Source organism: Streptococcus mitis, from assembly GCF_023109235.1.
Classification (GTDB): Bacteria; Bacillota; Bacilli; order Lactobacillales; family Streptococcaceae; genus Streptococcus; species Streptococcus mitis_DA.
In genome coordinates this window covers 57,523-76,897 of the sequence record NZ_JALDUC010000001.1, presented here as the reverse complement: position 1 = coordinate 76,897, position 19,375 = coordinate 57,523, and the positions used below count along the sequence as shown (strand labels likewise).

The window sequence follows — 19,375 nt, the reverse complement described above, 5'->3', positions numbered from 1 at the left end:
GACAAAGTAAAAAGCCAATAACAACGGTGTTTTTGTAATATTTTATTTGAAAAAAGCCGATTTTGTAGTATAATAGTACGGTGTGAAAAAATCTGAAAAATGAGAAAGGATAAGGGATATGAAACAAGTTTTTCTCTCTACAACAACTGAATTTAAAGAGATTGATACGCTTGAACCGGGTACTTGGATCAATCTCGTCAATCCGACTCAAAATGAATCACTCGAAATCGCCAACGCCTTCGATATTGATATTGCCGACCTTCGTGCACCACTCGATGCGGAAGAAATGTCTCGTATTACCATTGAAGACGAGTACACCCTGATTATCGTTGACGTGCCGGTCACAGAAGAAAGAAATAACCGCACCTACTACGTAACCATCCCGCTTGGTATTATCATTACTGAGGAAACCATTATCACTACGTGTTTGGAACCACTACCTGTCCTTGATGTCTTTATCAACCGTCGATTGCGTAATTTCTACACCTTCATGCGTTCGCGTTTTATCTTTCAAATTCTCTATCGCAATGCAGAGCTTTACCTAACAGCCCTTCGTTCGATTGACCGTAAGAGTGAACAAATCGAAAGTCAACTGCATCAATCAACTCGTAATGAAGAATTGATTGAGCTCATGGAATTGGAAAAAACTATCGTCTATTTCAAGGCTTCTCTCAAAACAAATGAGCGTGTGATTAAGAAATTGACCAGCTCAACCAGCAATATCAAGAAATACCTTGAGGATGAAGACCTGCTTGAAGATACCCTGATTGAAACCCAGCAGGCCATCGAGATGGCAGACATTTATGGAAACGTCTTGCATTCTATGACAGAGACCTTCGCCTCTATCATTTCTAACAACCAGAACAACATCATGAAAACCTTGGCCCTTGTGACCATCGTCATGTCCATCCCAACCATGGTCTTTTCTGCCTACGGGATGAACTTTAAGGATAATGAAATCCCCCTAAACGGCGAGCCGAATGCTTTCTGGTTAATCGTCTTTATTGCCTTTGCTATGAGTGTCTCGCTCACTCTCTATCTCATCCATAAAAAATGGTTCTAAGAGGAGTTCCTATGTCTCAGATTGATCTACAAAAATTAACCAAGAAAAACCAAGAGTTTGTCCACATCGCTACCCAACAATTCATCAAAGATGGAAAAACAGACGCTGAAATCAAGGCTATCTTTGAGGAAGTTATTCCCCAAATCCTTGAGGAGCAAGCCAAGGGTACGACTGCTCGTTCCCTCTATGGCGCACCGACCCACTGGGCTCATAGTTTCACTGTCAAGGAACAATATGAAAAAGAGCATCCAAAAGAAAATGATGATCCAAAACTCATGATTATGGACTCAGCCCTTTTCATCACTAGCCTCTTTGCCCTCGTCAGCGCCCTCACAACTTTCTTTGCAGCAGATCAGGCTTTCGGCTATGGACTTGTCACTCTCCTGCTAGTTGGACTTGTTGGTGGATTTGCCTTCTACTTGATGTACTACTTTGTTTACCAATACTATGGACCAGATATGGACCGCAGCCAACGTCCACCTTTCTGGAAATCTGTACTGGTTATCCTAGCTTCTATGTTCCTTTGGTTGCTTGTCTTCTTTGCAACAAGCTTCCTACCAGCTAGCCTTAACCCAGTACTTGCTCCATTGCCACTGGCTATCATCGGAGCAGCCCTCCTAGCCCTTCGCTTCTATCTCAAGAAACGCTTGAATATCCGCAGCGCAAGTGCAGGACCAACACGTTATTAAGAAGAATCATAAAAGCAACTGCAGGCGCGGTTGCTTTTTTACTACTTTCCTGATTTAAAAGTATTCTTCTGACATCCCACATAGCTTTCTCTTATCTTTTGTGATAAAATAGGCTCAATCTATTTCTAGGAGGATGAGATATGGTTTCTACTATTGGTATTGTTAGTTTATCTAGTGGCATTATCGGTGAAGACTTTGTCAAACACGAAGTGGACTTGGGTGTCCAACGTCTCAAGGATTTGGGACTCAATCCTATCTTTTTGCCCCATTCGTTAAAAGGATTAGACTTTATCAAGGACCATCCTGAAGCCCGTGCGGAGGATTTGATGCAGGCCTTTTCGGACGATAGCATCGACATGATCCTATGCGCCATCGGTGGAGACGATACCTATCGCTTACTACCTTATCTTTTTGAAAATGACCAACTACAAAAGGTTATCAAACAAAAAATTTTTCTTGGCTTCTCGGATACAACCATGAACCATCTCATGTTGCATAAACTAGGAATCAAAACTTTTTATGGTCAATCCTTCCTAGCAGACATTTGTGAATTGGACAAGGAAATGCTAGCCTATAGCCTTCACTACTTTAAAGAATTGATTGAGACGGGAAGAATCTCAGAAATTCGCCCTAGCAATGTTTGGTATGAGGAACGAACTGATTTTAGTCCCAAAGCTCTGGGGACACCTCGTGTCAGTCATACAAATACTGGTTTTGAGTTGTTACAAGGAACTGCCCAGTTCGAGGGGAAAATCCTCGGTGGTTGCCTCGAATCCCTCTACGATATCTTTGACAACTCTCGATACGCAGATAGCACGGAGCTCTGCCAAAAATACAAACTTTTCCCTGACTTGTCAGACTGGGAAGGAAAACTCCTCTTGCTAGAAACAAGCGAAGAAAAGCCTGAGCCGGAAGACTTCAAAAAGATGTTGCGGACTGTAAAGGACACTGGCATATTCGAGGCCATCAGTGGACTCCTGGTCGGAAAACCTATTGATGAATCTTTCTATGACGACTATAAAGAGGCACTATTGGATATCATTGGCAGCAATATCCCGATTGTCTATAATCTAAATGTCGGCCACGCAACTCCGAGAGCAATTGTACCCTTCGGAGTCCATGCCCATGTAGATGCAAAGGAGCAAGTCATTCGCTTTGACTATAACAAAAAATAAATAGTTTCTCTATTTTTGTGCTTTTGTATTCGTTTTCGTTACAATTTGTATCTGAATTTATTGCATTTCGCTAATTTCTATGATATCCTTTTGAAGGAGGTGTATATGACAAAACAAAAAATTAATCGAATCGTAGGTTCTATTGGTGCCTTTATTGGAATCATAGTATTTATTGCCTACATACCTCAAATTATCGCTAATTTACAGGGAAATAAAGCTCAACCATTTCAACCTTTATCAGCTGCTATATCTTGCTTAATCTGGGTTATTTATGGATGGACAAAGGAACCTAAGAAGGATTGGATACTAATCATTCCAAATTCAGCTGGTGTTATTTTAGGTGGAATCACTTTTTTGACTTCACTCTAACAAATCTAATAGTATATATAAAAAGCTGGGAAAAGTTTCTCAGCTTTTTTCTATATTCTCAGATATGCTAGTTACCTGTACATACTAATGACCGCTTTTCCACTCACAATCATTCTCGTGGTCATCAACCAGCCCTGCTGCTTGTAGAAAAGACAAGACAGCAACTGGACCTGTGAACTTGAAACCTCGTTTTTTGAGATCTTTGGCTAATTTCTCAGACAAAGCGGTTTTAGCTGGGGCTTGGCGGTAATCGGGAACATCGTTAACGATCGTTTTCCCCTCAACAAAAGACCAAAGATAGGCATCAAAAGAGCCATATTCTGCCTGTAACCGTAGAAAGGCTTGGGCGTTAGCGCGTGTAGCAAAAATCTTGGCTCTATTTCGGATGATGGCTGGATTATCCAGCAAGGCTTCCAATTCGGTATCGGTCATCTCTGCAACTGCTTGAATTTGATAGCCATGAAAGGCTTCTCGGAAAGCCTGACGTTTGTTGAGCACCGTTTCCCAAGACAGACCATGTTGAGGCGGTAAGTTTGCTAGTCAAGGAGTAAAACGACGAAGATTAGCATTTACTTCCGCCCATGCGATAGCTGTCCGTGATTGACAAGTGCTAGCACGCAGACAGAACGGAGATAGCGAACCGCTGAGTGTGTCGCTCTGCTCGTAAAAGCTTAGAAACCTTTGAACGAAAGGGATAATGAAAGCCTTGATTGCAAGGCTTTTTGCTTTATGGTGGGTAAGTATCAGAGTGAGAAAATTTTTGGAATGAGTAGAAGTGATAGCTAGAAATTATCAGTTTCTATTTCCATTTACCCTGTGGGTACGTGTTTGTTTCCATTGACAAGGAGTTTGTGGGAATAGAAATGTACCCACCTTGTTTGAATCAAGTGAAGTGTAGTTGAAGGAAATCTGTTGAAAGCAATACTTCATTTTACCGAATAAGTAATAATTTAGGCAACTTCAAATCGATTAAAAAAAACTATTTTAAAGGTTAAGAGTAGACAAAAATTGTCCACTCTTTTTTGCAAACTCAATTTATCAATAAATGAAATGAGGGAATGTAAAATGAAATATTTTGAGGTTGAGTTAGAAAATCCTGATGAATTTTTAAAACTACAAACAGAAGATTTTGTGAAAGCTAATCGCTTGCTACTAAGGAAGATAATCTAGAGCGTTACAGTCTATGAAGAAAACTTCGTCATATCCTTTAAATCTGGCATCGAATTGGAAGTATGAGTCTCATTCCATAACTTTTATATTGAACATATCATCTTGTTGTGTTATACTATAAATTGATATAAACAAAGATGTAGGAGGAACCGAAACTATGACAGCCTCAATGCGTTTAAGATAAGCTGGCAATAAAAAAAGCAGAATCTATACCCGATGATAGGCTTTTTTGTTGTGCTTATTTATACGATATTGAGCATTCATTAGTTACGGTGAGGATATTGGTTATTTAACTATACCTTTATTTAACTATGTCTTTAATATGAATGTTTCCAAATTGTATGTATGCAGACCAAAAGCCACATTGTGGGGTTTGGCCTGCATTTTTTATTGCCTAGAATGCTATTCAAAATAGAAATTCAAGCAAAATAATATGCAGGAGATAATATAAATGGAAAAATACAACAATTGGAAACGAAAATTTTATGCAATATGGGCAGGGCAAGCAGTATCATTAATCACTAGTGCCATCCTGCAAATGGCGATTATTTTTTACCTTACAGAAAAAACAGGATCTGCGATGGTCTTGTCTATGGCTTCATTAGTAGGTTTTTTACCCTATGCGATTTTGGGACCTGCCATTGGTGTGCTAGTGGATCGTCATGATAGGAAGAAGATAATGATTGGTGCCGATTTAATTATCGCAGCAGCTGGTGCAGTGCTTGCTATTGTTGCATTCTGTATGGAGCTACCTGTCTGGATGATTATGATAGTATTGTTTATCCGTAGCATTGGAACAGCTTTTCATACCCCAGCACTCAATGCGGTTACACCACTTTTAGTACCAGAAGAACAGCTAACGAAATGCGCAGGCTATAGTCAGTCTTTGCAGTCTATAAGCTATATTGTTAGTCCGGCAGTTGCAGCACTCTTATACTCCGTTTGGGATTTAAATGCTATTATTGCCATCGACGTATTGGGTGCTGTGATTGCATCTATTACGGTAGCAATTGTACGTATACCTAAGCTGGGTAATCAAGTGCAAAGTTTAGAACCAAATTTCATAAGGGAGATGAAAGAAGGAGTTGTGGTTCTGAGACAAAACAAAGGATTGTTTGCCTTATTACTCTTAGGAACACTATATACTTTTGTTTATATGCCAATCAATGCACTATTTCCTTTAATAAGCATGGAACACTTTAATGGAACGCCTGTGCATATTTCTATTACGGAAATTTCCTTTGCATTTGGGATGCTAGCAGGAGGCTTATTATTAGGAAGATTAGGGGGCTTCGAAAAGCATGTATTACTAATAACAAGTTCATTTTTTATAATGGGGACCAGTTTAGCCGTTTCGGGAATACTTCCTCCAAATGGATTTGTAATATTCGTAGTTTGCTGTGCAATAATGGGGCTTTCGGTGCCATTTTATAGCGGTGTGCAAACAGCTCTTTTTCAGGAGAAAATTAAGCCTGAATATTTAGGACGTGTATTTTCTTTGATCGGAAGTATCATGTCACTTGCTATGCCAATTGGGTTAATTCTTTCTGGATTCTTTGCTGATAAAATCGGTGTAAATCATTGGTTTTTACTATCAGGTATTTTAATTATTGGCATTGCTATAGTTTGCCAAATGATAACTGAGGTTAGAAAATTAGATTTAAAATAAACAATATTGGAGGAAATGTTATGGAATTAATATTAAAAGCAAAAGACATTCGTGTGGAATTCAAAGGACGCGATGTTTTAGATATAAATGAATTAGAAGTATATGATTATGACCGTATTGGTTTAGTAGGAGCAAATGGTGCTGGAAAAAGCACTTTACTCAGGGTACTTTTAGGAGAATTAACTCCCCCAGGATGTAAAATGAATCGTCTGGGTGAACTTGCCTATATTCCCCAGTTGGACGAAGTAACTCTGCAGGAGGAAAAAGATTTTGCACTTGTAGGCAAGCTAGGTGTTGAGCAATTAAATATACAGACTATGAGCGGTGGTGAAGAAACAAGGCTTAAAATAGCACAGGCCTTATCGGCACAGGTTCATGGTATTTTAGCGGATGAACCTACGAGCCATTTAGACCGTGAAGGAATTGATTTTCTAATAGGACAGCTAAAATATTTTACAGGTGCACTGTTAGTTATTAGCCATGACCGCTATTTTCTTGATGAAATAGTAGATAAAATATGGGAACTGAAAGATGGCAAAATCACTGAGTATTGGGGAAACTATTCTGATTATCTTCGTCAGAAAGAGGAAGAACGTAAGAGCCAAGCTGCAGAATACGAACAATTTATTGCGGAACGTGCCCGATTGGAAAGGGCTGCGGAGGAAAAGCGAAAACAGGCTCGTAAAATAGAACAGAAGGCAAAAGGTTCTTCAAAGAAAAAAAGTACTGAAGACGGAGGGCGTTTAGCTCATCAAAAATCAATAGGAAGTAAGGAAAAAAAGATGTATAATGCTGCTAAAACCCTAGAGCACAGGATTGCGGCCTTAGGAAAAGTAGAAGCTCCGGAAGGCATTCGCAGAATTCGTTTCAGGCAAAGTAAAGCATTGGAGCTCCATAATCCATACCCTATAGTCGGTGCAGAAATTAATAAAGTATTTGGGGATAAGGCTCTGTTTGAAAATGCATCTTTTCAAATTCCGTTAGGAGCAAAAGTGGCGTTAACTGGTGGTAATGGAATCGGAAAAACAACTTTAATCCAAATGATCTTAAACCATGAAGAAGGAATTTCTATTTCGCCTAAGGCAAAAATAGGTTACTTTGCACAGAATGGTTACAAGTACAACAGTAATCAGAATGTTATGGAGTTTATGCAGAAGGATTGTGACTACAATATATCAGAAATTCGTTCAGTGCTAGCATCTATGGGGTTCAAACAGAACGATATTGGAAAAAGTTTATCTGTTTTAAGCGGTGGAGAAATTATAAAATTGTTGCTTGCTAAAATGCTCATGGGTAGATATAACATCCTAATAATGGATGAACCCAGTAACTTCCTTGACATACCAAGTTTAGAGGCTTTGGAAATACTAATGAAGGAGTACACCGGAACTATCGTGTTTATCACCCACGATAAACGATTACTCGAAAATGTAGCAGATGTAGTTTATGAAATTAGAGATAAGAAAATAAATCTGAAACATTAAATTTAAGGTAGTCGCTGGTCAGTATAGTCTGTTCTGGTTGGCGACTCCATTGTTAAAGAGTATAAAGACTTTAGATTTTATGAATATTAAAAATAGGAACAGTCAATTGAACTGCTCCTATTTTTCTGCTAAATATATTGTAGTTTTCTTATATGTATAATGATAGATTAGCGGATTCTCATCTACGGTACTTACTTCAAATATGAAGAAGTGATCGCGGTTATCTCTGGACTTTTCCTTATTGAGGACAAAGTAATTCTTACGTGAAGTCGCCATTGTTTTTAGGATATCATCAGTTAGGAAGGTCAATGGAATATTCATGTTAGAGTAGCGGTAGAAGTCACGTTCAAAATCTTGGTAGCTCTCGCTATAATAGTCCATTTGTAGGTGATTACGCTGAAACTCAAGCTGATTCATAGAGCACCTCCTCGACAAGTTCAATACTAATAATGTCTTTTAATTTCAAATTGATGTGACCTGTTGTAGTTTTTATCAAAATGAAATCTTTGGTCAGACTTGGTATTGTTCCAGTGTAGGAAACACGCTTGTTTTTTTCAATCACTTGAATGCGTGTGCGTAGCTGCCCGGCGTATACTTGACTGAGGAGTAATAATTTCTTCTCTAGTGATAAGTCAGACATGTACGTTACTTTGTTTGTATCATCAGAGAGTGCTGATGCATGTTCAGATAGGAAAAAGCCCATCCATTTTTGCATCTTTGTATCCTGGTACTCTCTTGCTGATTGAAATGGTAAATATGAACGGTCAATCATATCAAATCCTTTCTATGCAGAGGCAAGGGTATTTTTATCAAATTGAATCGTAAAACCTTGAATTCCCCACCTGTGTAACATTCTTTAAAGCGATTGATTACCTCAGTATAGATTATCACAGATGAGCTTGTTGGCTTAATGCTAAATGTAAATTCCAATGGTAATCGGTTTTCAGATTTAGCATGTACTAGTCGTATCGATATTTCAGTTGTTTTGAGTTTTCTCTGACGAAGTTTTGAAGTTGCTGTTTCAACGATTCCATGTAAAAATCTTTCAAGCATTTCAATATCATTACATCCTTTGCTACGGATTTCTGAAAATTGTACTGTATTTTTTTCTTGTTTCATTTTAATCCCTCCAATCCACCCGCGGAATGACCACCGATAAGTTTACTGCGTTCAATATTTCTGGAACCTTCAGTTAGGACGGTTCCTTTTTGTATGGCTAAAAAACCAAACTGTTCTCTGACAACATCAATAGCTGTCTGAAGTCTATTATCTTTTTCAATTTGTTCTACATCATCAAAGAGTGATAGTAGAGTATAGCTTTCATCTACGAAGCCACTATAAGATACACCAATTTGTCTCACTGCACCAGAGGTGTATTTTTTCGGAATAATACAAGTACATGACTCACCATTGTTTTGGGGAGATTTGCGGGTTCAATTTTATTCTGAGCATTTATAGATTTTTTCATCTCAGTCCTAGAATAGCCAATATGAATAGAAACGACAGTAGTCAATACTAGGGCTACTGTTCCGTTCCACAGTATCATTTAAAAATCATTTTCACACCCTTTCGTCTATTAGTATAGAAGAAAGCTCTCAGCACAGCCTGATAGGTTTCCATACACAACAACTCAAACAATGCTTGGTCATCATGGAGGGGTTGACCCCACTCCTCATCATGATAGGCAATGTAGAGCGGATTGGTCACCTTGACCCACGAACAACGTTTTGTCATGCTCTGCTCCTATTTGACCAACATTTTAAGGGCCGACTTGATATAGTTCTCAGCTGTATCTGTCGTTCCTTCAAAGAATTTCTTGATTTTCTTGAGTTCGGTCGCCTTGTATCCCAGTGCCAACATGGCTTCCATGGCTTCTTCCAATTCTTGGTTTTCAGCGCTTGCTTGCACTGCGACCTTAGCAGGAAGGTCATCTCCAGCAACTACTACCTTGCCTTCCAAGTCCAGCACCATCTGCTGGGCTGTTTTCTTGCCAATTTTAGGGAACTTGGTCAAGTAGGTAATATTCTTGGTTTCGATGGCTTGAACCAAGCCAGCATTGTCATCAGCAGCGATAATAGCAAGAGCTGATACAGGACCAATCCCAGAGACCGAAATCAGACTGAGAAAGAGCTTTTTCTCGTCTTCTGAGCGAAATCCATAAAGCAGATGAGCGTCCTCACGCACGACTTGATGCACATAAATTTGAGTTTCTTGGTTGACCTGTCCTGAGTAAGCATAGGGATTAGCCACATGCAGGATATAACCGATACCATTGATTTCAATAACAATGTATTTGGCAGTGATTTTGGTAATGATTCCTTTTAAATATTCGTACATAGTTTTCCTTTTAGTTTAATATTTCCCCAACTCACGGAGACTGGTGTGATTTTCCTGAATGCGTCGGAACATCTTTTCCATATCCGACTTGGTGAAGTGCACCAAAACAGGACGTCCGTGGGGACAGTTGTAGGGATTGTCACATTGAGAGAGCTGATAGAGGAGTTGTCTAGCTGAATGATCATCAATACGATGGTTGGCCTTAATCGACCGCTTGCAGGACATCATAATAGCCAGCTCTGCTCGGTATTTCTTGATAGAAACTTCCTTGGTCAAGAGTAGCATATCACACATCTCATAGATGCCTGATTCAATCTCTTCTTCTGCCATCCAGATAGGATGTTCACGTAGAATAAATTGATTTTCTCCGTACTCTGCTAGAAAGACGCCCACTTCCTCCAAATGTGTCATTCTTTCCTTGAGACGGAGGGCATCATCCGCTGGAAATTCAAAGATATAGGGTACTAGGAGTTGCTGCTGGCTCTGGTCAACATTCCCAATGCTCTCACGATACTCCTCGTACTTGACCCGTTCCTGCGCCGCGTGCTGGTCTATGATATAGAGCCCATCTCTCCCTTGGGCAAAGAGATAGGTTCCATGCATTTGCCCGAAAAATTCCAATTCTGGGAAGCTGGATGATTCTTCTCGCTCCAGCTTGTCATAAACCTTATCAAGACTCGCAAGGTCCAACTCTGGATGGTCTAGCTGGTCGTAGTTAGCAGGTTTTCTCTCTGCAAAATGCAGTTTTGCTGGCTTGGTCAATTGGTCCAAGGTTTCCTTGGCAAACAGGGTTAAGTCCTGCCCTTCATCAGTCAATTCGACCTGATAATCAGCCACCTCAGCTTGACTAGGTCTTGTCGGCTCAGTATTTTCATAGTAGAGTGTATTTTCTTTGAGTGGGAGAATAGTTTGCTCCACCTTCTCACGATTGCGCACAGTCGATTTGGCAAGATTTTCCAAGGCATCTGGAATCAAGGTTTGTTCCTTGAGACTATTTGCAATAGCTTCTGAGACCAGCGTCATCAGTTCTTTTTCCTTAGAAATCCGCACCTCTTGCTTGGTTGGATGAACATTGACATCCGCTAGATAAGGGTCGATATGAATGTGAATGACAGCCAGTGGAAAACGGCCTACCATGAGCTTACTACCATAGCCGTCAAGAATAGCACGATTGAGTAAAAAGTTCTTGATATAACGGCCATTGATGAAGAGGCTGATATAGTTGCGGTTGGCTCTAGTTAACTCAGGCAAGGACACAAAGCCAGAAATTTCGAAATCAAGGTCAGAATTTTCAATTTCAATCATCTTCTTAGCACTCGCCAAACCGTAAATCCCTGCAATAGCTTGGCGCAGTTGCCCAGTCCCTGCTGTTCGCGTCATTTCCTTGCCATCACTGATCAAGCTAAAAGAAATCTCAGGATGAGCCAATCCCAGACGGTTAACAATATCAATGATATGAGACAGCTCCGCTTGCTGGCTCTTCATATACTTGAGGCGGGCAGGCGTGTTGAAAAAGAGATCCTCCACACAAACCTTGGTTCCCACAGGACTAGTCGCTGGGATGACTTCTTCAACTTCTCCCCCACGCGCGACTAGCTTGGTCCCGTGACTTGCGCCATCCACCGCAGTCAACAGAGTCAAAACACCAACAGACGCTATAGAAGGCAAGGCTTCACCACGAAAACCAAGCGTGCGAATTCGAAAGAGGTCTGCTTGATTTTTTATCTTGCTGGTCGCATGACGACGCAGAGCCAGCTCTACCTCATCGTGGGCAATTCCATGACCATTATCCGTGATTTGAATCTTCTTGAGACCTGCTTCCTCAATCTCAATGATAATCTGACTAGATCCCGCATCAATAGCATTTTCTACCAACTCTTTGACCACACTGGCAGGACGTTCAATAACCTCTCCAGCCGCGATTTGGTTTGCCAACACCTCTGGTAATTCAATAATATGAGACATCTTTCAGCCCCTTTCTGTATCTGTTTTCCTAGAAATTGATTAGTGCTATTATACCATATTTCAGATAGGACAGAAAAGCAAGCACCACATAGGATACAAATCCCTCCACATAGACAAAGTCCCTTGCAAGGGGCTGAAAAATAGTGTTTAATAAAGATGTACAAGAAGTGATCACAATTTTGTATGAAAAACAAGGAGAGAAATTTATGAAAGTAGAACTACAGATTAGTGAAGTTTACGAAGAGGAAAAGCTGATTGTTCAAGCACCTCAGCCGACAGATAAAGTCCAGAAAGTCATCGAGTTCGCAGAAAATCTGGATCTAACAGAAAAAATCAAAGGGAAAATCGATAATCAGGTCTATCTCGTTGAGATTGGCAAGATTCAACGCTTCTATATCGAGAATCGGAAGGTTCTAGCAGAAACCGCGAGTCAGACCTACAGCATTGATTTGCGACTCTATCAGGTCCTTGAAATTCTGCCAACCAATTTTATCCAAATTTCCCAATCAGAAATCATCAATATCGATTCCATCTCTCATCTCAAGCTCACCCCCAACGGCCTAGTAGAAATTTTCTTGAAAAACGAAAGCTTCACCTACTCTTCACGCCGTTATCTAAAAACCATCAAGGAGAAATTAGAACTATGAAAAAACAAATCTTCCACGATGCAGCTACTGGTGTCCTCATCGGTCTCATCCTCTCTATCATCTTTTCACTCATTTATGCACCAAATACCTACGCTCCACTTAGCCCTGAATCTCTCGTCGGTCAAGTAATGACTCAACATCAAGTTCACGGTGCCCTAATCTTGCTCTACTGCACTCTTATCTGGGCAGCTATCGGTATTCTCTTCAACTTTGGCAAGCGATTATTCAGCCGTGACTGGAGCTTGCTCCGTGCAACTCTGACCCATTTCTTCCTCATGCTAGTAGGTTTTATCCCATTAGCAACCCTAGCAGGTTGGTTCCCCTTCCACTGGATTTTCTACCTCCAGCTCATTATCGAGTTTGCGATTGTCTACCTCGTCATTTGGACTATTTCCTATAAAAGAGCATCACAAAAAGTAGACCATATCAATCAACTCTTGGAGCATAGAAAATAGGAATCTCATAATAAGCAAATCCGAGAAAGAAACTTCTCGGTTTTTCTTTATCCTTCTGCACCTTACTATCATAGCAGTTATTTTCAGATCTTCTTTATAAATTTTCTGTAATTTTCTATCTTTTTTCAAAATATTCTTGCATTTTCCCAAAGTTTTTTGTAGAATATAGATTACATATCCAGATTATTCTGAAAATTCAAAAAGAGGTATTTATCATGTCGCAAGCTATTTCGTTAAATCAATCAACCTGGACAAGTAAACTAAAAGCAATGGGACCTGGAATCCTAATGGCTTCTGCCGCTGTTGGAGGTTCTCACATTGTATCTTCCACTCAAGCTGGTGGTTCTTATGGGTGGTCGCTACTTCTCTTGGTCATCTTAGCCAATGTCTTTAAATATCCATTTTTCCGTTTTGGTGCTGAATACACAGCTGATACCGGAAAGACTTTGGTTGAAGGCTATGCCGAAAAAGGAAAACTCTATCTCTGGATTTTCTTTATCCTAAATGTCTTTTCGGCTATGGTCAACACAGCTGGTGTCGCCATTCTGTGCTCAGCTATCATCGCCAGCGCCTTCCCAATGATCGGTCTTAGCATTACTCAGTGGTCTCTCATTCTCGTTGCCATCATTTGGGCTATGTTACTCTTTGGAGGCTACAAACTCTTAGACGGCATGGCAAAATGGATAATGTCTGCTTTGACCATTGCAACTGTTCTTGCAGTTATCATCGCGACGGTCAAACATCCAGAATACAGTTCTAATTTTGTCGAGAAAACACCTTGGCAAATGGCAGCTCTACCCTTCATCGTTTCCCTCTTAGGATGGATGCCAGCTCCTATTGAAATTTCAGCTATCAATTCACTTTGGTCTGCTGAAAAGAAAAAGACCGTCAACTTTAACACAGAGGACGCTCTATTTGACTTTAACGTTGGTTACATTGGAACAGCCATCCTAGCTGTGTTCTTTGTAGCACTGGGAGCACTGATTCAATATCCTACAGGGCAAGCAGTTGAAGCTGCTTCAGCCAAATACATCTCTCAATTCGTGGGCATGTATGCCTCTGTTCTTGGCGAATGGTCCCGTTACTTGATTACCTTTATTGCCTTCCTGTGTATCTTTGGAACAGTTATTACTGTTATTGACGGCTATTCTCGCGTTAATCAGGAATCTCTCCGACTGCTAATCAGTCAAAAAGAAGACAATCGTAAATCTTTGAACATCTGGATGACCATCACTGCTATTATCGGTATCATCATTATCAAGTTCTTCGCTGGTCAGGTTTCAACCATGCTCCGCTTTGCTATGATTGGTTCTTTCCTGACAACACCATTCTTCGCTCTTTTAAACTACGCCTTGGTAACGCGTGAAAACAAACATCTTCCTTCTTGGCTCAAACATCTTGCTATTGCAGGATTGATTTTCCTCTTTGGTTTCGCCATCTTCTTTATCTATGCACTCGCAATCGGAAAAGCAGGATAATCGACAAAGCGCACTTAAGAGTGTGCTTTTTTTACATTTTAAAAGCAGTTAGCAAATCCCAACCGCCTCTTATATTGACTTTAATTTTCCTTTTCCAACTCATACAAATCTGCGATAATCGCTGCGACACGTTTGATATCTCCCAGCATACCTCGCATTTCAAAGTCAGCCAATACAGGGAAACCAAAACGTTGACTGTATTGCTTGGCTGTCAGGCAGTATTGGTTATTAAAGTTACGATTTCCTGAACCAACTACGCCAAAACACTTACTAGCATTATCACCATAGGCGATAAAATCCCCCACTGGTGTTGTCAAAATCTCGACATCTCCGTTATCAACGCCATTCCCACCTTCAAGGTAGGTCGGTAGAAAGGCGACGTAAGGGTGGTCCATTTCATAGAAATCGTGACCTTCCTTGACCAAATCCTTGATATGAATCTTTTGAACCTCTATTCCCTCGTGCTGGGACAAGAGATAGTCTTTCAAGCGCGTCACAAAACTCTCAGTATTGCCACTCAAACTAATATAAACTAAAGAAATTGTCTTCATATTTTCCTCCATGATTTTATTTTTAATCGAAAAAGAACTACCAAGATTGTAACTTGATAGCTCTTTTTTGTCAATACTTAGGCAAGTTCTTCTGTTTCCTCTTCTTCAGCCAAGGCTTTTTGTTGACGCCACATCTTATAGAATACAAGGGCTAGGAAAAGAACATTGATAACGATATAGAAAATGCTAACGGCTTGTGAAATAACACTTATCCCTAAACGCATGGTTTCATCGTGAACTAACTGCACAGCGTCTTGTAAAGTCACATAGCTATAAATCGAACCAATAATGGCTAGCAAAACATAGCCGACATAAGTATAGTTTGCATATTGCAAATTCTTACGAACAAGGAACACAATCGCTACTGCAACTAAAATAGCAGATAGCACAATCAAGGCCATATTAAAAATAGAATGAGTTGATTCTGCTACTCTATAGGTATAATTAAGCTGGTCTTCTAATTGCTGAGCACTGACCCCTGCAACCTGTTTCTGAGCGGCAGCGGCACGAAGGGCTTCTTTGCTAGGCAAGGGACTCAACATTCCAAACAGAGACGTAGCTGAAATAAGAGCAGACAAGATTAGCAAGACCCATAGATAAATCGGTTTCTTTTTCATGATAGAACCTCCTGATGTTATTATTGATATTATAGCACTTTTTGTAAAGGGATACAAATATTATAGTGTCGTTTCTACCTGTTTTCGGTAAGCTTTTGGCGATTTTCCGCACAATTTTCGGAACACTTTATAGAAATATCCAACATTACTGTAACCAACAGCATAACAAATATCTTCGATACTGTCACTAGTTGAAAGCAAGAGCTGTTGGGCAGCCTTGATGCGTTGTTTGTTTAAAAGCTCTGCAAAGGTCGAATTGGTTTCTCGCTTAATCAACTGTCCCAGATAGACAGGATTGATAAAGAGATCCTTACTGATATCCTTGAGGGAAAGTTCTTTCTGATAATCACGCCCAATGACTTCTAGCACACTAACCACATTTTCATTCATCCGGTATTGTCCAAAGAATCGGGTCAGAGTTTCCTTGATATAAGGAACCAGTTCATCGAATGATTGAATAGCATGAATGGTTTTGACAATGTCCGTCATATCATCAGCTTTGAGGTGTTCAAACAAGTGGAAGACATCCATGACAAACTGGATAAAAAGCTGTTTGGTAATCGGAACACGCGGCGTATTTTCAAGAACCACCTTCTCCAAAAGGTTCAACTCTTCCACGATTTGATTGAGATTCCCCTGAATGATAACCCTATAAATCGGTTCGTAATAGGCAAAGAGACTCTCAGACTGTTTTAGATTTACAGAACCGTAAAAGAGGGCTTTCTCAGCATTCAGCTTCCAGCGTTCAAAGTGTTCTTGATAAGGAGCTTCAAAGGGAGTAACGACTAAACCATCTAGGGATTGATCAGAAATAAAAATCTGCCAGTCTTGACCCAAGACATAGTAGGGAATGGTGAAGGAGCCTTGTTTTTCCTTGGATAGACCTATCCACCAATCCTCCTTACCTCCTAGATAACTAACAAATCCAGCCTCGTCTAAATCTTGACTGAGGGTCTGACTTTTCTTTCCTCTCTCGCCGAGCTGACCTGCAATCTTCTCCAGCAGATTTCCCAACTCTACTTTATCAACAGGCTTGACCAGATAGTCCACTACACTAAGGTTCATTGCTCTTTTGACATAATCAAACTCCTGATAACCTGACAGCAGGATATAGGCGGCATCTGGTAAGATCTCTTTCATTTCCCGAATCATATCAAGCCCTGTTTTGTCGGGCATATTGACATCGGAAATGACCACATCGACAGGATTTTCCTGAACATATTCTAGGGCTTCATCGGCATGACTGGCTGTTGCGACGACCTCCATATCCCACTTATCAAAGGGAATCAAACGTTTCAGACCTTCTGTCACCATGTACTCATCATCTACTAATAATACTTTATACATTTTCTCCCTTTCTACTCATCTTGAATTGTAATACGATACTGAACACCTGCTTGCTCTGCAGACTCTACACTAATGGCATAGCGGTCTCCAAAATAGAGCACAAAACGCTCATGGACATTGACAATCCCGATAGACTGCTTTTGATCACTGTAACTGGCTTGGTGTTCAAAATGTCTCTGACTTAATTTTTCTCGGATATTTGCCAGCTTTTCAACCGACATTCCTCTACCATTATCGACCACCAAAATTTCCACAAAACCATCCTGTTTAAGAGCCTTGATGCTAATCACATTATCTGTCCGTCTGTGGTCAACACCATGCGCGAAATAATTTTCAACCAGAGGTTGTAAGGTAAACTTAGGAATCTTCATATTCTCTAACTCTGGATCTATCTTGAAACCATAGGCAATGGATTTGGGATAGCGAACCATGCAGAGATAGCTATATTTACGGCAAAATTCTAATTCCTGTTTGAGAAGAGTCTCTCTTTCATCAGAAATATTGTTCCGCAAGAGACTACTGAACTCATAAATGATATCTGCCAACTCGTCTTGACTCTGCATAACTGCATACATGCGCAAGAACTCCAGAGTATTGTACATGAAATGAGGATTGATTTGCGCCTGCAAGGCTCGCATATTGGCATCTTTTTGACTGAGCTCTAGCTGATAAATATCATGGATATTCTTTTCCAATCGATCCAACATATCATTGGTCGTCTCCGCGATTAGGAGCAATTCCTGATCCTTTTCAAGCGTGTCAATGCGAAGACCTTCTTGCCCTTGGGCAATAGCATGGATGGAATCCACCAAATCCACTACCTGCTTTTGGTAGTTGGCAAAGGTCTGCCTCAAAGTCAGATAGAGAATGACAATAAAGAGAAGGCTCAAGCCCACAATCAAAGCAGAGCTGGTCACCGTTCCTTGTAAAACAAAGTTTTTGGGAACTGCCACCTGAACCTGATAGCCATGAGAGGTCACACCGACAAACCAGTTTTCATGCTCCCTATTGACCCTCTCACCAATATGAAAAATCTCCGTATCAAAAGGTGATGTCACAGTCACAGCCATCGGGATATGACCTCGGGTATTGTCCACAGCATGGTATAAGATTTCTGGATCCAAGGAAATATAAACAACCCCTATCGATTGATCCGTCGCTGGATCTAAAATAGGAACTCCAAAACTATTGGCCTCCGGTTTAAAGCCTTCCGCAAGTACCGAATGACCCCCTCTCTCATTTCTGCTCGAAACATAAACTTCTTTAAAGTCCTGCAAGACGATTGCAACACCCGTTATATAGTCATTCTGAACATACAGGTCATCGATATTTTCATACAGAGAAATAGAAGTTGACGAAGCTGCTTGGTGCTCCAACAGCCAATAAAAATACTCAGAAGTTGACAGGCTAAAGTACTTATAAACCCCTTGTATACGGTCTTGATTGGCTACTAAATCTTGAGCTAGCTGAGCTGACTCGCGATAATAATACTCCACCTCTTCGACTGTTCGAGTGGTTACACGTTGGGCTACTCTTTGAGCTTCCTTTTCCCGTGAATCCCAGTCAGCGTAAGAGAGTAAGATTGCAAAACTCGCAATAATAATCATCATAACTGAACTGTAGGTTCTTAGAAGCGTATGTAGCCAAAACTGCTTCATCCTACTTTGTCGCCAATTTTTCATGGATACTTTCATAGACCGGTTCCAACATATCACTGATAAAGAAATGCCACATCCCAATTCCTACAAAGAAAAGTAGAGCAGGCATATAGTAACCAATTGCCACAAGTAGCACTGTCCCAAGGAGAACCTTGGCCACGGCTGCTAGACTCATAAAGATGCCAATCAAGGATAGTTTGAGACGATTTCGATAGGACAAGTCAAAATAAACTTGTAATTTCAAAGATACTGTATAAGCCAGAAACAGCAGGGCAACTACTAGAACATTCAAAAAGGTCGCAATCAAATGAATAATAGTCTGATGAGGCAATTGCACCAAGAGATACAAGCCATAAACCAAAACTAGATCCACCCCTAAAAAGCTATAGAAAATCAGGTTGCTTGAGACGAAATTTTGCTTATAAAGAGACCAGGCCTCCTTCAAACTGTATTCCCGAAAACTATAACCATGTTCTGCATATAGGCTCATCAAGGTAGCACTAGCTGGCGCTAGACCAAGGATAATCCCTCCCACCAAGGTTAATAGCCAAAAGAAGGCTGTCGTAATCATCCCTAAAAAGAAACGATTAAAGACAAAGTCTAAAAACCTCCCCATGATATCCTCCTAAAAATAACTATGAAACTATTATATCATATTTCAAGCGTTTTCAAAAAATTCTAGTGCCCATTTACAATCCCAT

At 40.3% G+C, this 19,375-nt stretch carries 19 protein-coding genes and 4 pseudogenes; 10 read left to right on the top strand and 13 right to left on the bottom strand.

What is annotated here, in order from left to right:
* The first annotated feature begins 118 nt into the window (after positions 1-118).
* The 4 genes from M1F55_RS00380 to M1F55_RS00365 all read left to right on the top strand — a co-directional run bounded on the left by M1F55_RS00380 (position 119) and on the right by M1F55_RS00365 (position 3,296).
* On the top strand, positions 119-1,063 hold the full coding sequence (locus M1F55_RS00380) for a magnesium transporter CorA family protein (protein ID WP_000815623.1): 945 nt from the start codon (positions 119-121) through the stop codon (positions 1,061-1,063).
* A gap of 11 nt (positions 1,064-1,074) precedes the next feature.
* Positions 1,075-1,752 (top strand): DUF1129 domain-containing protein, encoded by a 678-nt coding sequence (locus M1F55_RS00375; protein WP_004269735.1) that lies wholly within the window; start codon positions 1,075-1,077, stop codon positions 1,750-1,752.
* 140 nt (positions 1,753-1,892) lie between these two features.
* Positions 1,893-2,927, top strand: a complete 1,035-nt coding sequence (locus tag M1F55_RS00370; RefSeq protein WP_247947055.1) for a S66 family peptidase — start codon at positions 1,893-1,895, stop codon at positions 2,925-2,927.
* Positions 2,928-3,032: 105 nt separating this feature from the next.
* On the top strand, positions 3,033-3,296 hold the full coding sequence (locus M1F55_RS00365) for a SemiSWEET family transporter (RefSeq protein ID WP_000166114.1): 264 nt from the start codon (positions 3,033-3,035) through the stop codon (positions 3,294-3,296).
* A gap of 84 nt (positions 3,297-3,380) precedes the next feature.
* Here M1F55_RS00365 and M1F55_RS00360 read toward each other — a convergent pair.
* Positions 3,381-3,818: pseudogene (locus M1F55_RS00360) on the bottom strand (DNA-3-methyladenine glycosylase I); the annotation flags it as partial.
* Positions 3,819-4,361: 543 nt separating this feature from the next.
* Between M1F55_RS00360 and M1F55_RS00355 the strand changes: the two are divergent.
* The 3 genes and pseudogenes from M1F55_RS00355 (at position 4,362) to msr(D) (ending at position 7,619) form a co-directional block, all read left to right on the top strand.
* Positions 4,362-4,532 (top strand): annotated as a pseudogene (locus tag M1F55_RS00355) (DNA recombinase).
* Between the two features lie 385 nt (positions 4,533-4,917).
* Entirely contained in the window at positions 4,918-6,135 is a 1,218-nt protein-coding gene (gene mef(A) / locus M1F55_RS00350; protein ID WP_000417519.1) for a macrolide efflux MFS transporter Mef(A), read from the top strand.
* Positions 6,136-6,155: 20 nt separating this feature from the next.
* The gene (gene msr(D), locus M1F55_RS00345; RefSeq protein WP_000420313.1) at positions 6,156-7,619 is read left to right on the top strand and encodes an ABC-F type ribosomal protection protein Msr(D); all 1,464 of its coding nucleotides are present in this window, start codon (positions 6,156-6,158) and stop codon (positions 7,617-7,619) included.
* Positions 7,620-7,736: 117 nt separating this feature from the next.
* Here msr(D) and M1F55_RS00340 read toward each other — a convergent pair whose 3' ends face one another.
* The 7 genes and pseudogenes from M1F55_RS00340 to mutL all read right to left on the bottom strand — a co-directional run bounded on the left by M1F55_RS00340 (position 7,737) and on the right by mutL (position 11,921).
* Complete coding sequence (locus M1F55_RS00340; RefSeq protein ID WP_001072467.1) at positions 7,737-8,036, bottom strand: DUF5960 family protein; 300 nt, start codon at positions 8,034-8,036, stop codon at positions 7,737-7,739.
* Positions 8,023-8,391, bottom strand: coding sequence for a hypothetical protein (locus tag M1F55_RS00335; RefSeq protein WP_000567222.1), 369 nt, complete (start codon positions 8,389-8,391; stop codon positions 8,023-8,025). The genes M1F55_RS00340 and M1F55_RS00335 overlap by 14 nt, the downstream gene beginning before the upstream one ends.
* Positions 8,392-8,403: 12 nt before the next feature.
* Positions 8,404-8,738 (bottom strand): annotated as a pseudogene (locus M1F55_RS00330) (DinB/UmuC family translesion DNA polymerase).
* Positions 8,735-8,980: a hypothetical protein gene (locus M1F55_RS00325; RefSeq protein WP_001813542.1), complete on the bottom strand. Its 246-nt coding sequence runs from the start codon at positions 8,978-8,980 to the stop codon at positions 8,735-8,737. Before M1F55_RS00325 ends, M1F55_RS00330 begins: the two are co-directional and overlap by 4 nt.
* Positions 8,981-9,167: 187 nt before the next feature.
* A pseudogene (locus tag M1F55_RS00320) lies at positions 9,168-9,353 on the bottom strand (DNA-3-methyladenine glycosylase I); the annotation flags it as partial.
* Between the two features lie 9 nt (positions 9,354-9,362).
* Positions 9,363-9,956 carry a Holliday junction branch migration protein RuvA gene (ruvA, locus tag M1F55_RS00315; RefSeq protein WP_000273402.1) on the bottom strand — a complete coding sequence of 198 codons (594 nt, stop codon included), beginning with the start codon at positions 9,954-9,956 and terminating at the stop codon, positions 9,363-9,365.
* A 15-nt stretch (positions 9,957-9,971) separates the two neighbouring features.
* A complete protein-coding gene (mutL, locus tag M1F55_RS00310) occupies positions 9,972-11,921 on the bottom strand; it encodes a DNA mismatch repair endonuclease MutL (RefSeq protein WP_247947054.1) in 1,950 nt (649 codons plus the stop codon).
* Positions 11,922-12,127: 206 nt separating this feature from the next.
* Between mutL and M1F55_RS00305 the strand changes: the two genes are divergently transcribed.
* From M1F55_RS00305 to M1F55_RS00295, 3 genes are all read left to right on the top strand, one after another.
* On the top strand, positions 12,128-12,568 hold the full coding sequence (locus M1F55_RS00305) for a LytTR family DNA-binding domain-containing protein (protein ID WP_000861980.1): 441 nt from the start codon (positions 12,128-12,130) through the stop codon (positions 12,566-12,568).
* A complete protein-coding gene (locus tag M1F55_RS00300; protein WP_000743980.1) occupies positions 12,565-13,023 on the top strand; it encodes a DUF3021 domain-containing protein in 459 nt (152 codons plus the stop codon). The genes M1F55_RS00305 and M1F55_RS00300 overlap by 4 nt, the downstream gene beginning before the upstream one ends.
* A 215-nt stretch (positions 13,024-13,238) precedes the next feature.
* Positions 13,239-14,501: an NRAMP family divalent metal transporter gene (locus M1F55_RS00295; RefSeq protein ID WP_000075804.1), complete on the top strand. Its 1,263-nt coding sequence runs from the start codon at positions 13,239-13,241 to the stop codon at positions 14,499-14,501.
* Positions 14,502-14,581: 80 nt separating this feature from the next.
* On the opposite strand, the gene nrdI is transcribed toward M1F55_RS00295, so the two are convergent.
* The 5 genes from nrdI to M1F55_RS00270 all read right to left on the bottom strand — a co-directional run bounded on the left by nrdI (position 14,582) and on the right by M1F55_RS00270 (position 19,290).
* Positions 14,582-15,052, bottom strand: coding sequence for a class Ib ribonucleoside-diphosphate reductase assembly flavoprotein NrdI (gene nrdI / locus M1F55_RS00290; RefSeq protein ID WP_247947053.1), 471 nt, complete (start codon positions 15,050-15,052; stop codon positions 14,582-14,584).
* A 77-nt stretch (positions 15,053-15,129) separates the two neighbouring features.
* Entirely contained in the window at positions 15,130-15,669 is a 540-nt protein-coding gene (locus M1F55_RS00285) for an ABC transporter permease (RefSeq protein ID WP_247947052.1), read from the bottom strand.
* A gap of 60 nt (positions 15,670-15,729) precedes the next feature.
* The gene (locus M1F55_RS00280) at positions 15,730-17,016 is read right to left on the bottom strand and encodes a response regulator transcription factor (RefSeq protein WP_247947051.1); all 1,287 of its coding nucleotides are present in this window, start codon (positions 17,014-17,016) and stop codon (positions 15,730-15,732) included.
* A gap of 11 nt (positions 17,017-17,027) precedes the next feature.
* Positions 17,028-18,698, bottom strand: coding sequence for a sensor histidine kinase (locus M1F55_RS00275; protein WP_345772932.1), 1,671 nt, complete (start codon positions 18,696-18,698; stop codon positions 17,028-17,030).
* On the bottom strand, positions 18,676-19,290 hold the full coding sequence (locus M1F55_RS00270; protein ID WP_247947050.1) for a YesL family protein: 615 nt from the start codon (positions 19,288-19,290) through the stop codon (positions 18,676-18,678). Before M1F55_RS00270 ends, M1F55_RS00275 begins: the two co-directional genes overlap by 23 nt.
* Between the last annotated feature and the right edge of the window lie 85 nt (positions 19,291-19,375).

What these genes read in the sequence shown, in the direction of transcription:
- M1F55_RS00380 (WP_000815623.1), top strand. Translation starts at nt 119, where the DNA reads ATGAAACAAGTTTTTCTCTCTACAACAACTGAATTTAAAGAGATTGAT.
- M1F55_RS00375 (WP_004269735.1), top strand. Translation starts at nt 1,075, where the DNA reads ATGTCTCAGATTGATCTACAAAAATTAACCAAGAAAAACCAAGAGTTT.
- M1F55_RS00370 (WP_247947055.1), top strand. Translation starts at nt 1,893, where the DNA reads ATGGTTTCTACTATTGGTATTGTTAGTTTATCTAGTGGCATTATCGGT.
- M1F55_RS00365 (WP_000166114.1), top strand. Translation starts at nt 3,033, where the DNA reads ATGACAAAACAAAAAATTAATCGAATCGTAGGTTCTATTGGTGCCTTT.
- M1F55_RS00340 (WP_001072467.1), bottom strand. Translation starts at nt 8,036, where the DNA reads ATGAATCAGCTTGAGTTTCAGCGTAATCACCTACAAATGGACTATTAT.
- M1F55_RS00335 (WP_000567222.1), bottom strand. Translation starts at nt 8,391, where the DNA reads ATGATTGACCGTTCATATTTACCATTTCAATCAGCAAGAGAGTACCAG.
- ruvA (WP_000273402.1), bottom strand. Translation starts at nt 9,956, where the DNA reads ATGTACGAATATTTAAAAGGAATCATTACCAAAATCACTGCCAAATAC.
- mutL (WP_247947054.1), bottom strand. Translation starts at nt 11,921, where the DNA reads ATGTCTCATATTATTGAATTACCAGAGGTGTTGGCAAACCAAATCGCG.
- M1F55_RS00305 (WP_000861980.1), top strand. Translation starts at nt 12,128, where the DNA reads ATGAAAGTAGAACTACAGATTAGTGAAGTTTACGAAGAGGAAAAGCTG.
- M1F55_RS00300 (WP_000743980.1), top strand. Translation starts at nt 12,565, where the DNA reads ATGAAAAAACAAATCTTCCACGATGCAGCTACTGGTGTCCTCATCGGT.
- M1F55_RS00295 (WP_000075804.1), top strand. Translation starts at nt 13,239, where the DNA reads ATGTCGCAAGCTATTTCGTTAAATCAATCAACCTGGACAAGTAAACTA.
- nrdI (WP_247947053.1), bottom strand. Translation starts at nt 15,052, where the DNA reads ATGAAGACAATTTCTTTAGTTTATATTAGTTTGAGTGGCAATACTGAG.
- M1F55_RS00285 (WP_247947052.1), bottom strand. Translation starts at nt 15,669, where the DNA reads ATGAAAAAGAAACCGATTTATCTATGGGTCTTGCTAATCTTGTCTGCT.
- M1F55_RS00280 (WP_247947051.1), bottom strand. Translation starts at nt 17,016, where the DNA reads ATGTATAAAGTATTATTAGTAGATGATGAGTACATGGTGACAGAAGGT.
- M1F55_RS00275 (WP_345772932.1), bottom strand. Translation starts at nt 18,698, where the DNA reads ATGAAAAATTGGCGACAAAGTAGGATGAAGCAGTTTTGGCTACATACG.
- M1F55_RS00270 (WP_247947050.1), bottom strand. Translation starts at nt 19,290, where the DNA reads ATGGGGAGGTTTTTAGACTTTGTCTTTAATCGTTTCTTTTTAGGGATG.